Origin of the sequence: Stutzerimonas stutzeri, assembly GCF_002890895.1 — a bacterium.
Lineage (GTDB): Bacteria > Pseudomonadota > Gammaproteobacteria > Pseudomonadales > Pseudomonadaceae > Stutzerimonas > Stutzerimonas stutzeri_AB.
Genome location: NZ_POUL01000013.1, coordinates 47,317 through 60,465 on the forward strand (window position 1 = coordinate 47,317; position 13,149 = coordinate 60,465).

The 13,149-nt window shown below is 60.0% G+C and carries 12 protein-coding genes; 5 read left to right on the plus strand and 7 right to left on the minus strand.

The genetic code is table 11. The annotated features are described in order from the left end of the window. Window positions 1–84: 84 nt before the first annotated feature. Window positions 85–564 (minus strand): YajQ family cyclic di-GMP-binding protein, encoded by a 480-nt coding sequence (locus CXK96_RS18955; protein ID WP_073302618.1) that lies wholly within the window; start codon window positions 562–564, stop codon window positions 85–87. A 142-nt stretch (window positions 565–706) separates the two neighbouring features. Here CXK96_RS18955 and CXK96_RS18960 point away from each other — a divergent pair, with 142 nt between their 5' ends. The 5 genes from CXK96_RS18960 to CXK96_RS18980 are packed head-to-tail and all read left to right on the plus strand — an operon-like array spanning window position 707 to window position 6,271. Beyond that, a complete protein-coding gene (locus CXK96_RS18960; RefSeq protein ID WP_102837987.1) occupies window positions 707–1,675 on the plus strand; it encodes a response regulator in 969 nt (322 codons plus the stop codon). Continuing rightward, window positions 1,672–2,589, plus strand: coding sequence for a putative 2-dehydropantoate 2-reductase (locus CXK96_RS18965; RefSeq protein ID WP_102837988.1), 918 nt, complete (start codon window positions 1,672–1,674; stop codon window positions 2,587–2,589). The genes CXK96_RS18960 and CXK96_RS18965 overlap by 4 nt, the downstream gene beginning before the upstream one ends. A 42-nt stretch (window positions 2,590–2,631) precedes the next feature. Then, entirely contained in the window at window positions 2,632–4,647 is a 2,016-nt protein-coding gene (locus CXK96_RS18970; RefSeq protein WP_102837989.1) for an ATP-binding protein, read from the plus strand. Between the two features lie 15 nt (window positions 4,648–4,662). Then, on the plus strand, window positions 4,663–5,253 hold the full coding sequence (locus CXK96_RS18975) for a cob(I)yrinic acid a,c-diamide adenosyltransferase (protein WP_102837990.1): 591 nt from the start codon (window positions 4,663–4,665) through the stop codon (window positions 5,251–5,253). Further along, entirely contained in the window at window positions 5,246–6,271 is a 1,026-nt protein-coding gene (locus tag CXK96_RS18980; protein ID WP_102838059.1) for an ion transporter, read from the plus strand. The genes CXK96_RS18975 and CXK96_RS18980 overlap by 8 nt, the downstream gene beginning before the upstream one ends. Here the strand turns inward: CXK96_RS18980 and CXK96_RS18985 are convergent. From CXK96_RS18985 to argJ, 6 genes are all read right to left on the minus strand, one after another. Further along, the gene (locus tag CXK96_RS18985; protein ID WP_102837991.1) at window positions 6,268–7,041 is read right to left on the minus strand and encodes an alpha/beta hydrolase family protein; all 774 of its coding nucleotides are present in this window, start codon (window positions 7,039–7,041) and stop codon (window positions 6,268–6,270) included. The genes CXK96_RS18980 and CXK96_RS18985 overlap by 4 nt on opposite strands. Then, window positions 7,025–8,152, minus strand: coding sequence for a DUF3182 family protein (locus CXK96_RS18990; protein WP_102837992.1), 1,128 nt, complete (start codon window positions 8,150–8,152; stop codon window positions 7,025–7,027). The genes CXK96_RS18985 and CXK96_RS18990 overlap by 17 nt, the downstream gene beginning before the upstream one ends. Before the next feature lie 229 nt (window positions 8,153–8,381). After that, window positions 8,382–9,947: an alkyl hydroperoxide reductase subunit F gene (gene ahpF / locus CXK96_RS18995; protein WP_102837993.1), complete on the minus strand. Its 1,566-nt coding sequence runs from the start codon at window positions 9,945–9,947 to the stop codon at window positions 8,382–8,384. A 139-nt stretch (window positions 9,948–10,086) separates the two neighbouring features. After that, window positions 10,087–10,650: an alkyl hydroperoxide reductase subunit C gene (gene ahpC, locus CXK96_RS19000; RefSeq protein WP_102837994.1), complete on the minus strand. Its 564-nt coding sequence runs from the start codon at window positions 10,648–10,650 to the stop codon at window positions 10,087–10,089. 192 nt (window positions 10,651–10,842) lie between these two features. Next, window positions 10,843–11,781, minus strand: coding sequence for a Nudix family hydrolase (locus CXK96_RS19005; RefSeq protein WP_102837995.1), 939 nt, complete (start codon window positions 11,779–11,781; stop codon window positions 10,843–10,845). 78 nt (window positions 11,782–11,859) lie between these two features. Next, window positions 11,860–13,077, minus strand: coding sequence for a bifunctional glutamate N-acetyltransferase/amino-acid acetyltransferase ArgJ (argJ, locus tag CXK96_RS19010; RefSeq protein ID WP_102837996.1), 1,218 nt, complete (start codon window positions 13,075–13,077; stop codon window positions 11,860–11,862). Window positions 13,078–13,149 lie beyond the last annotated feature (72 nt).

Here is a 13,149-nt window from a genome sequence, read left to right on the forward strand (position 1 = left end):
AAAGGGTCTCCATGGGGCACCGAGCGTCCCGGTTAGAGGCGCTCGGCTAATGCGGGAAGTGGCACGAAAACGTGCGCGGGGTGATCAATCGCGGAAGTTGTTGAATTGCAGGGGCATCCCGAAGTCCTTGGCGCGCAATAAGGCGATTGCTTCCTGCAGGTCGTCGCGCTTCTTGCCGGTCACACGCACCTGTTCGCCCTGAATAGCCGCTTGCACCTTGAGCTTGGCTTCCTTGATGTACGCGACGATCTTCTTGGCCAGCTCCTTGTCGATACCCTCGCGCAGCACCACTTCCTGCTTGACGGTCTTGCCGGACGGATAAGGATCCTTCAGTTCCAGACACTGGATATCGATCTTGCGTTTGACCAGGCTCAACTTGAGGATTTCCAGCATCTGCTCCAATTGGAAATCCGCGTCGGCGGTCAGATTGATGGTCAGTTCCTTGAATTCGAAACTGCCTTTGCCACGCAGGTCATAGCGACGGTCGAGCTCCTTGACCGCGTTATCAACCGCATTGGTTACCTCGTGTTTGTCCAGTTCGGACACCACGTCGAACGAGGGCATGGGCTTCCTCCTTTGGAAACGGCGCAAGGGTGTGACCCAGCGCGCTTAGCTTGACGGTTCAAATGCGCCATCATTATAACTGTTCGCGCTGCTCTGGCCCTTCCCTTCCCAGTGACAGCCCTCTCCTTCTCCGAGTCCCTGAATGCCCAACCCCCAACTCAGCATCCTGGTGGTCGACGACGCCAAATTTTCCAGCGTCATGATAGGTCGCGCGCTGACCAAGGCCGGATACGAAGACATTCGTTTCGCTAACAGTGCCAGCGCGGCGTTGGAGCTGATCGAACAACGCCCTGCCAATGTTTTGCTGGCCGACTGGCTGATGCCGGAGATGGATGGCCTGGAGCTCACGGCCCAGGTCCGCCAGCAGGATGAGATGTCCGATCATTACACCTACATCATTCTCCTGACCGGCCGCGACGGCCAGGATGTGCTGAGCAAGGCCTTCGATCACGGCGTGGATGACTTTATCGGCAAGTCGGTGATGAACGACCAGCTCGTGCCCCGGGTGTATGCCGCCGATCGACTGTGCGGCTCACTGCAGCGGCTGATGCGGGAAAACCGCCTGTTGACCGAAAACATCGCCAGCCTGGAGAAGCGCAACCTGATCGACCCGATCACGGGGCTTGGAAACAGCCGTTACCTCCATCAGCGCCTTGGCGACAGCCTGCGCCAGGTCGAGAGCCGCGGCGGTGCGCTGTGCTATCTGCTGATAGGCTTACCGGAGATCCCCAGCCAACGGGAACGCTACGGTGAGCACTTTCATCAGGAACTGCTGCGCGGTGTCGCGCGACGTCTTCAGCAGCTAGTACGTCCGCTCGACGTGCTCACACGCCTGGATGATCGCCATTTCGGCGTGCTGACGCTGATCGACGACCTGCGCGGCTGCTCACCAAGCAGTTTCAAGCGACTCCACGAAGGACTTAACCTCAAAGCGTTCAAGACCGGTGAGGGCTTTATCTCGATCAAGGCCGGTATCGCCATGGTCAGCCTTGATGCGAGTGCGCTGCCGGTGGATCCCAAGCAGGTTATTGCGCAGGCTGAAACATTATTACCTGACGCATACGCCACGGGACGTATCGTGCCCCTGCGCTACAAGCAGCCCGTGTCATGACAGGAGTTTGGCATGTGCTCGGCGCCGGCAGTCTGGGCGGGCTATGGGCTACGCGATTGTTCCGCGCTGGCGTGCCGCTGCATCTGATTCTGCGTAATCCAAAACGGCTTGCCGAATACCACGCCGCGGGTGGTCTTGAGCTGCTCGAGAACGGTACGAGCCGTCTCTATCCAATACCTGCGGAGCTACCAGAAGCCACCACGCCGATAGAACGGCTGCTGGTCGCCTGCAAAGCCTACGATGCGGAAGCCGCTGTCGCCGAGGTTGCACCGCGACTTACCAAACATTCGGAGATCTTGCTCCTGCAGAACGGTCTGGGCAGCCAGCAGGCCATTGCGGAACGGTGGCCGGAGAGCCGCTGCATCTTCATTTCCAGCACCGAAGGGGCCTACCGCCAAGCCGGCTTTCAAATCGTGCATGCCGGTCGGGGGCAGAACTGGCTCGGCGACCCGGTCAACCGCCAACCGCCGCTGTGGCTTGCTGAACTGAACCTGGCAGACATTCCATATAGCTGGTCCGAAGACATCATGGCCAAGCTCTGGCGCAAGCTGGCGATCAACTGCGCCATCAACCCTCTTAGCGTGCTGAACGATTGCCGAAACGGCGAGCTATTGAATCACCCTGAGCAGCTGCACAGGCTCTGCTGCGAGCTCAGCGAAGTGCTGCGAGCATGCGACCAGGTGGACGCAGCCGATGGGCTCGAAGCTGAAGTGCTGCGCATCATCCAGGCGACCGCTCAGAATTTTTCATCGATGCATCAGGACGTGCAGAACGGGCGCCGGACTGAAGTCAGCTTTCTGCTGGGCCAGGCTTGTCGCGCCGCACATCAGCATGGGGTGGTGACACCCGAGCTGCGCGAATTGCTTGATCGGCTCCAGGCGCTCCTTCGCCGTCACGGATTGCCCGACGACTGAGCCACCGCTACCCTGCAGGAACACCCTTCGCCCGTACCTGCCATGACCCTGCGCCAGCGCCTCGAAAATCTCCCGGTCGGCCGCAAGCTACTGATCGCCCTGCTCGTGCTGTTGGCTACCTTGCTGCTGGTATCCAACCTCACTTTCATCAGCGCGGCCTACTGGATTTCACGCCAGAGCGTCGCGCCCCAGGCGATGCATACGCTCGGTGCGCTGTTCGCCACACCCGAACTGAGTAATCGAGCGCTGGAATCCAAAGCCGCCGCTGATGAGCTGCTAGGCAAGCTGAACGAATATGCGCCGCTGCGGGCCGCCGTTGTTTATGACCGCACCGGACGCCGCCTGGCTGAGTTTTATCGTGGCGATCCGCTGGACTTGCCGCACCAGGTGAGCGACCTGCCGGATTGGCAGAAGAGCGAGATGCGCGCCAATCTGCTGATCGAGCTGCCGCAAGCCGCCGGGCCACCTGGCCATTTATTGATGGTCGCCAGCAGCGAGCTGCCAGGCGCGTTCTACACCGGCACCTTTACCGCCAGCCTCGCGATCCTCCTTGCCAGCCTGCTGCTATGGGCGTTGGTGGCCCGACAGATTCGCCGTCTGATCACCCGCCCCATCCGCGACCTGGAAGCTCTATCCCGGCAGGTGACGCGAGACGAGGACTACTCCCTGAGGGCAACACCGAAAAACCGGGACGAAATCGGCCATCTGGCCGATGCCTTCAACACCATGCTGTCGCGCATGGAGGCCCGCGAGCAGCAGCTCAAACGCGCTCGCGACGAGGCCCAGGAAGCCTTTGATCACGCCCAGGGCCTGGCGGAGGAGACCCGCCATTCCAACCGCAAACTGGAATTGGAAGTACAGGTTCGCAGCAAAATCGAAAAGAAACTCACCGGCTTCCAGAATTACCTGAACAGCATCATCGACTCGATGCCTTCGGTGCTTATCGCGCTAGACGAGCAACTCTACGTGACTCAGTGGAATCAACAGGCCAGTGCGCTATCCGGAACGTCCATCGACGACGCCCTGAACCAACCGGTGTTTATTGCCTTCGAGCCGCTGCGCCCGTTCCTCACTCAGATCCGCCGGACATCCGAACATCATCAGGTCGAAAAGATTGAACGGGTCACCTGGGCGTTCAACGACGAGCCTCGGCACTACGCCTTGACGCTGTATCCCTTGATGGGGGGTGGCGGGCGCGGCGTGGTGATCCGCATCGACGACATTACCGAGCGGATCAATATGGAAGAGATCATGGTGCAGTCGGAGAAAATGCTCTCGGTCGGCAGCCTCGCGGCGGGGATGGCGCACGAGATCAACAACCCGCTCGGGGCCATCCTGCACAATGCACAGAACATCCGCCGACGCCTCTCACCCGACCTGGAGCGCAACCGAGAAGCTGCCGACGAAACCGGTGTTTTGCTGGAGGCGGTGAACCAGTACCTGCAACGACGCGAAATACCGCAGCTGCTCGATGGCATTCAACAGGCAGGCTCACGTGCAGCCAAGATCGTCAGCCATATGCTCAGCTTTACCCGGCTCAGCAACCGTCAGCTGGCCGAATGTCAGCTGGGGGTGCTGATCGACCAGGCACTGGAAATCGCCGGTAATGACTTCGCGCTGATCGAAGGCTTCGATTTCCGTGCTATCGAAATCGTCCGTGATTTCGATCCTCAGATTGATCGAGTGCCCTGCATCGGTAACGAGCTGGAGCAGGTACTGCTGAATCTGCTGAAAAACGCGGCGCAGGCCATCCACCAAAAGCCCGAGCGAGTCCGCGGACAGATCACTTTGCGCACACGCCTGAATCCACCCTGGGCTGAAATCCAGGTCGAAGACAACGGCAGCGGCATTCCGGAACACATCCGCAAGCGGATCTTCGAGCCGTTTTTCACCACCAAAGAGGTGGGTCAGGGAACCGGGCTGGGACTTTCCGTTTCGTATTTCATCATCACCAACAATCACAAGGGTCAGATGGAAGTGCAATCCAGGCCGGACCAGGGCACCTGCTTTACCCTACGCCTGCCGCTGGTCTCGCCTAGTGAACCCACCAACAGCTGAACCAAAGGAATCCAGATGGGCAACCGACTCTCGAAGATCTATACCCGCACCGGTGATGCCGGAGAAACCGGCCTGGCCGACGGCCGCCGAGTGCCCAAGGATCACCCTCGAATCGAGGCGATGGGGGAAATCGACACCCTCAATAGCCAACTGGGCCAGTTATTGGCAGAGCTTGCCGAAGGCCAGGCCCGCTGGCCACAACTGGCCGAGCTGATTGAAGTATTGAGCCCATGCCAGCATCGCCTGTTCGACCTGGGTGGCGAGCTGGCTATGCCCGAGTATCAGGCCTTGACGGAGGTCGAGGTGGAGCGTCTGGAAGCTGCAATCGACCACTGGAATCAAGAGCTAGGCCCGCTGGAAGATTTCATCATGCCGGGCGGCTCACGCCTGATTGCCCTGGCCCATCTGTGCCGGAGCATGGCGCGGACCAGCGAGCGCCGTTGCCAGCAGCTCAATGCGATCGAGCCGCTGCGCGCAGTTGGTCTGGCTTATCTCAACCGACTTTCCGATCTCTTTTTCGTGGTGGCCCGGCTGATCGCTCGGCGTCAGGGTTGCCCGGAAATCCTCTGGCATGCTGCCGACGCACCCGCCAATGCAGATGCCTGAGCCAACGCGGCGGCGCGAGCGCGTCATCGACGGGATGCATGCGGCGTGGGAAGTCCTGATCGTCTTGCTGGTGTGTATCAACCTTGGCTTGATCCTGTTCGATAGCCTGTTCATCTTGCAGCCGATCAACGACGCACTGGCCGAATGGGCGCCTGTCCTGCATCAACGCTACGACACGCTGATTCACCAGAACTTCCAGCACATCGACCTCGCCTTTGTCGCGATCTTCATCTTCGACGTGCTGCTGGGCTGGACCGTTGCGCTGTTCGAGCGCCGCTACGCCCGCTGGTACTACTACCCCTTCGCTCACTGGTATGACGTGCTCGGCTGCATTCCGTTGAGCGGCTTCCGCTGGTTGCGGGTGCTGCGCGTCGGCAGTCTGCTGATTCGCCTGCAACGGCTGGGTCTGATCGACATGCGTCGCTGGGCGGTGTTTGGCCTGCTCAATCGCTACTACCTGCTGTTGCTCGAGGAACTGTCCGATCGTGTCATGGTTCGCCTGTTCAGCCGCATGCAACAGGAAATCGGCGCCAGTGACGACCTTTCACGGCGCCTGCTGCAAGAAGTGGTCAGGCCGCGCAAAGAGCGCCTGCTCAACGACCTTTCACGCCGCATGCACAGCATGCTGGAGAGCGGTTACCGGGATAATCGCGGCGCCATCGAAGGTTATGTGGGCGGACTGATCCACCAGGCGCTGCTGAACAACCCTGAGGTGATCCGGTTACGTCGTCTGCCCATGGGGGGACGGGTCGCCGACACCCTGGATGAAGCGCTCGCCGACATTGCAGCGCAACTCCTTCAAGGCGCTGCGGAAGGACTCCAGAGCCCGCAATTTCGTCGACTTGCACGAAACCTGGCGGACGAATTTTTCGAGGCTTGGGTTTATCAGGACGAAAACACCGACCTGGCGCTCGAAGAGCTGCTGGTGGACGTCATAGAAGTGCTCAAGCAGCAAGTGTTGGATCGCCGCTGGAGCCGGTTCGTCGGCCCCATCCAGCCACCTTCGCCGCCAGGCTAGTTCCGGTTGGCGGCGGCTAGACCTTCCTGCTGATCGAGTCGAGCCCCGACCACCATCTCGGTCGCCCAATTGACAAGGATGTCGGTGTAGGCTTTCTGGCAGCAGTCGCTTGTCAGCGCATGATCAGCGCCGAGAATGATCCGGTGCGTCAGCGAGTGCGTCTGATGGAAGGCGGCGCGATAGCTCATGATGGTGCTGTGTGGGACCAGATGATCGTGCTCGGACTCGACGATGAGCACGTCGCCGCGGAACGCGGCACAAGCCGCCAGTGCACGATTCTCTTCAGGCACAACCCGTCTGCCGCGCAACTGATTGAGCAGATCGCGATTTAACTGACGCTTGGGCACCATCCAGTCATCGTCGCCGTACAGCGCCGGAACCCGCATGGCCAGCCACTTCACCGGCCGCATAGTTGTCAGCAACGCCGCCAGGTAGCCGCCATAGCTGGTTCCCACCACAGCGATGGCGGACGGATCGATATGAGGATGCTGCGCCAGCAGATCGTAGGCGGCCAACAGGTCATTCAGATTCTGCTCACGGGTGACGGTCTGCTGTTGCGCCAGCGTCAGGGCATGCCCCCGCAGGTCGAAGGACAAGCAGATGCAGCCCAGGCCCGCGATGCCGCGGGCACGCGTCAGGTCGCGCTCCTGGCTACCCCCCCAGCCATGCACGAACAGCACCCCCGGCAGCTTGGTGGGCGGTGAGAGGAACGTACCGGCGATATGTTCATCATCAACCAGGATGTCTACGCATTCACTCTGAGTTGCCATAATCCTCCACCACTACGTATTTGGTAATGAAACCTACGTCGGCGTCTTCGTCGCGGAACAGGACGGTCGCTCCAGGCGGAACGGATTGCGACTCACCATAGACCTCTACGGTGGACGCCCGTACTGCTCCGCGCTCGCCCTTGATGAATGTTTCAAGCGCAGCGATTTCAGCACCACTTGCGCCCCCGATTCGCCAGGACTGCTCCAGCACACCAGAGCAAGCACGACCACGGCCATCAACGCCCTGCGCAATATCGTAGTTACGACGGGACGCAAAGAAACCACGGAAACACGCCGACGCGGCATCGTCATAGACCTGCGCTTGCATTACGGCCAGTCGAGCCTTCTCCGGCAAATCGAGCTTCAGCAACGCCTCAAAATCACCGTCCGAGACAACCAGATCCGATCCGCCGTAGACCGTCTCGCCAGAATTATCAGGCGTCAGCCGCTGGGTGCCGTAGTAGCTGAGTGTTCTTCCCGCCACCCGGATCTGCCCAACGCTGAACGTCGTTACATGCTCCAGATTGGCCTCGAGTACCAGCCCATACTGGGCCATTTCCTTGGCATCAACGTGTTCCAGAGCATCATCCAGCTGCTGCTCGGTATTGATTCTTTCCTGACCTCGCCCGCCAGTGGCCCGCACCGGCTTGAGCCTCAGCGAACCTTCGTGCAGCAGCCGTCGCCCTGCTTCGCGAGCATCGTCGAGTGAAAAGACGCTATAGCCAGGCAGCACGCTGCCGCTGACACGAGCCGCGAAGTCACGGGACCAGCCCCTCGGCGCATCCGCATCAGGCCGCACAAGCGGATGTGTGATGGCCTTGGTTTCTATGAACCCCTGAGGCACCACGCCACCGAACAGGTCTTCCTCATCATCAAGGCCCAGTTCACGGGCTGCATCGGTACCGATGATGGTGCCCGAAGGCACGAAATACAGTGGGTGCGAATACTCGATGGCCTGGTCGTACTCACCTAGAAAGGTCAGGCCCTTAACTGCAGCAAGACGCTTGGCCAGATGCTCGTGCACGGCCTTTTCATGTTTGGGATCTCTGGCTCTGTTGGCCAGAGTCACTACTGCCCCGCGGGGCATGTGCGGCGCATCCGCATTGATCATCTGAGGGCTCGCTCCATGGACTGCTGGTACATGCACGGCGAGCGGTCAAAAGCCGCCCGTTTCGCTCGTTATCACCCGAGCCAAAGCGGATCCGGTGTAATGAAGTAGACCTTGGATATCGGCTATCTATCCTTCGAGTCGGTCGCGGACTCATCTCGACCGTCCGCAGCCACAAACAAAAAAGGGGAGCAGACCTAAGCCTGCCCCCCTTTCTTTTCTACCCGGACGCTCAGTCTTCGACTGAACTGCGAATCAGATGATCGAAGGCACTCAGCGAGGCTTTCGCGCCTTCGCCAACGGCGATGACGATCTGCTTGTATGGCACCGTGGTGACATCACCTGCGGCGAAGATGCCCGGCAGCGATGTCTCGCCGCGCGCATCGACAATGATCTCGCCGCGTGAGGTCAGCTCTACCGTACCTTTCAGCCAATCGGAGTTGGGCAGCAGTCCTATCTGCACGAAGATGCCTTCCAGTTCCAGCTCATGGAATTCACTGGAGTTGCGATCCTTGTAGGTCAGGCCGATAACCTTCTTGCCGTCGCCGATGACTTCACTGGTCAGCGCACTGGTGATCACGGTGACATTGGGCAGGCTGTGCAGCTTCTTCTGCAGCACCGCATCGGCACGCAGCTGGCTGTCGAACTCGAGCAAGGTGACCTGAGCGACGATACCCGCCAAGTCGATCGCCGCTTCCACGCCCGAGTTACCGCCGCCAATCACCGCGACGCGCTTGCCCTTGAACAGCGGGCCGTCGCAGTGCGGGCAGTAGGCCACGCCACGGCCACGGTATTCCTGCTCGCCCGGCACGTTCATTTCACGCCAGCGTGCGCCGGTGGCCAGGATCAACGTCTTGGCTTTCAGCGAGCCACCGTTCTCCAGCTTAATCTCGTGCACGCCGCCCTCGCTTGAAGCGGGGATCAACTGGGTGGCACGCTGCAGATTCATGATGTCGACGTCGTACTCGCGAACGTGGTTTTCCAGTGCACGAGCCAGTTTTGGACCTTCGGTTTCGTTGACCGAGATGAAGTTCTCGATGGCCATGGTGTCCAGCACCTGACCGCCAAAGCGCTCGGCGGCAACACCGGTACGGATGCCCTTACGCGCCGCGTAGATGGCCGCTGCAGCGCCGGCCGGGCCACCGCCGACCACGAGCACGTCGAACGCGTCCTTGGCGCTGAGCTTTTCGGCATCGCGCGCCGAAGCGCCGGTGTCGAGCTTGGCAAGAATCTCTTCTTCGCCCATGCGGCCCTGACCGAACAGCTCACCGTTGAGGTAGATGCTGGGCACGGACATCACCTGGCGAATGGTGACTTCTTCCTGGAACAGGGCACCGTCGATGGCGACGTGACGGATATTCGGGTTGAGCACAGCCATCAGGTTCAGCGCCTGAACCACATCGGGGCAATTCTGGCAGGACAGCGAGAAATAGGTTTCGAAGTTGTATTCGCCGTCGAGGTTCTTGATCTGCTCGATGACGTCAGGCGCGGTCTTGGACGGGTGACCGCCCACCTGGAGCAGGGCCAGTACCAAGGATGTGAATTCGTGGCCCATCGGAATGCCGGCGAAACGCAGGCTGATGTCGCCACCGATGCGGTTGAGCGCAAATGATGGCCGGCGAACGTCGTCACCGTCGGTACGCAGGGTGATCTTGTCGCTCAAGCTGGTGATGTCTTCCAGCAGGCTGAGCATTTCCTGGGACTTGGCGCCGTCACCGAGGGACGCAACGATCTCGAACGGCTGGGTGACCTTTTCCAGATAGGTTTTCAGTTGCGTTTTGAGATTGGAGTCCAACATGAGCAGCGATCCCCTTCTTAAAGAATTCAGGTAATAAAACGCCCGGACGGTTCACGCCCAGGCGTTGGAGCTCGGACAGATGAATCGTCCGAAAAACAGCAGCTTGGACGCTGCGCCGAGCGCAGCGCCTCTCGGCTGTTTAGATCTTGCCGACCAGATCCAGAGACGGGGCCAGAGTGGCTTCGCCTTCTTTCCACTTGGCTGGGCAAACTTCGCCTGGATGCGCCGCGGTGTATTGAGCAGCCTTCAGCTTGCGCAGAGTCTCGGAAACGTCGCGAGCGATTTCGTTGGAGTGAATCTCAACGGTCTTGATCACGCCTTCCGGGTTGATCAGGAAAGTACCGCGCAGGGCAAGACCTTCTTCAGCAATGTGAACGCCGAAAGCGTTGGTCAGCTGGTGAGTCGGGTCACCGATCAGCGGGAACTGAGCTTTACCTACAGCAGGGGAAGTCTCGTGCCAGACCTTGTGAGAGAAGTGGGTATCGGTGGTAACGATGTACACCTCGGTACCGGCCTTCTGGAATTCGGCATAGCTGTTGGCAGCGTCTTCGATCTCTGTCGGGCAGTTGAAGGTAAAGGCTGCCGGCATGAAGATCAGCACCGACCACTTGCCCTTGAGGGACTCTTCGGTGACTTCGATGAACTTGCCATTGTGGAAAGCGTTAACTTTGAACGGCTGGACTTGGGTGTTGATCAGAGACATCTACTAACTCCTTTTGGGATTCAGAATTTAACGCCGCCTAAGATAGCGCAGGCAGCGAGATATGGTTAATTGATTAAGGAAATTAACCCAATAGACCAAAGCTATCGGAGCCCTCCTCCTCGGCGTCGGCAGCTATGACACTTGGTGGCGGCGACAATTCGAACTTGCTGAACCGACTTCGCTCTGTTGCCGCTATGGCCAGAAAGCGCTAATGCCTGCTACGCCCTGCGCGCCGATCTGCGAAGCCCTTGCCATATCGCTTGGACCAAGGCCGCCCAGCAGGTATGCCGGCTGTGCAAAGCCTAGCAGCAGATCAGCGGCGCACTGCCACCCCATGGGGGTCGCCTCTGGGTGCGAGGCCGTAGCAAGTATCGGCGAGAGCACGATGAAATCAACCCCCATCTGCTTTGCCAGTTCCAGCTCCGCCCTGTCGTGGCATGACGCAGCAAGCCATCGCCCCGGCTCGATCGGCCTTCCGGCGCCGGCGTGCCTAACCAACTGCGAGGCCGTCAGATGCCAGCCGGCGTCCGGAAAATCATCGGCCCACTCCAATGGCCCTTTAAGCATCACCTGCGCGCGCCCGGCGCTCATTTCCAGTACTTGAGACGCCAGCGCCAGATACTCGGCATCAGGTAGAGAGGGGCAGCGTAACTGCAGCAGCCGAGTCCCCGCATCAAGCGCAAGCGCCAATCCGCTTAGCAATTGCTGTGGCGCCAAGCGGTCCGGGGTAATCAGATACGACTTCGGCAAACGAGCCGAAGCGATGATTGGCCGGTTCGCCGCCGGAAAGTCATAACGCGGCAAATCCTCTGCCGCGACCCAAGCCAGAGGCTGCCCTTCTGCGCCGTGCGCCTCGCCGACAAACTCAAGCACTTCCCAGACGTCGAGCAACACCTGCTTGTCCGGATAATCGTGGCGTACCTGTATCAGGGGCCTCGCGGCAGTTACGGCAATCCCCAGCTCTTCGGCCAGCTCCCGAGCAAGTGCGGACTCCGCACTCTCGCCCTCTTCCACCTTGCCACCAGGAAATTCCCAGAGGCCGCCCTGGTGCTTGTCCATGGGGCGCTTGGCGATCAGCACATGACCGTTAGCGCCACGGATCACGCCCGCGGCGACGTGGAGCCGTTTCATCTACGAATACCAAGCGGCGATCTGAGCGCCCCTGGGACCTGCCGCAGCGGTTTGCGCACGCTGGTCACTGCCAGCGGATCAGGTGCGGTATTCGGCATTGATCCGTACGTACTCGTGAGAGAGGTCTGTGGTCCAGATCGTCTCGCTGCAATCACCGCGACCGAGTTCGATACGAATTTCGATCTCTTCCTCAGCCATTACCGCGGCGCCCTGCTCTTCCGTGTAGCTCGGCGAACGACCGCCTTGGCTGGCGATGCACACGCCCCCCAGATAGACATCGATCTTGCTCACATCCAGATCGGGAACACCTGCACGACCAACCGCGGCCAGAATACGTCCCCAGTTAGGGTCGGAGGCGAACAGTGCCGTCTTGATCAGCGGCGAATGCGCGACGGCATAGCCGACGTCCAGACACTCCTGATGGTTACCACCACCGTTGACCTGAACGGTGACGAATTTGGTCGCGCCTTCGCCATCACGAACAATGGATTGCGCCACCTCCATGCTGACTTCAAAAACCGCCTGCTTGAGCTTGGTGAACAGCTCTCCGCTAGCCTCAGTAATCTCCACGACGTCAGCCTTGCCGGTAGCGATCAGCATGCAGCAGTCGTTGGTCGAGGTGTCTCCGTCGATGGTGATACGGTTGAACGACTTGTTGGCTGCGTCCCGCAGAAGATCCTGCAAAACCGACTGAGCGACCTTCGCATCGGTAGCGATGTAACCCAGCATGGTCGCCATGTTGGGACGGATCATGCCGGCGCCTTTGGAGATGCCGGTGACTGTGACCGTCACGCCTTCATGCTCGAATTGACGGCTCGCACCCTTGGGCAGCGTATCTGTGGTCATGATGCCGGTGGCGGCTTCGGCCCAGTGGTTTTCATCCAGGTCGGCCAACGCGGCAGGAAGCGCCGCCTCAATCTTCTCAACGGGCAGCAGCTCACCGATGACGCCAGTTGAAAACGGCAGGATTGCTTCGGCTTCGACACCGGCTAGGGCGGCCAAACTGGCACAACTGCGGATTGCAGCCTGCATGCCGGGCTCGCCGGTGCCGGCGTTCGCGTTTCCGGTATTGGTTAGCAGGTAACGTACGGCTCCCTGAGCTCGCTGCTTCGCAAGAATTACCGGCGCGGCGCAAAAGGCATTGAGGGTAAACACACCCGCAACCGTTGAGCCTTCGGCGCAACGCATCACCACGACGTCCTTGCGTCCAGGTCGCTTGATACCCGCCGAAGCAATACCAAGCTCGAATCCGGCAACCGGGTGCAGTGTAGGTAGGGGACCAAGACCGACAGCCATCGATGCGCTCCTTAAGAAGGAATGGATGGCCTTCGGCCACCGAAAATCAGGGAGAAAAACGCCGCGAGCGGC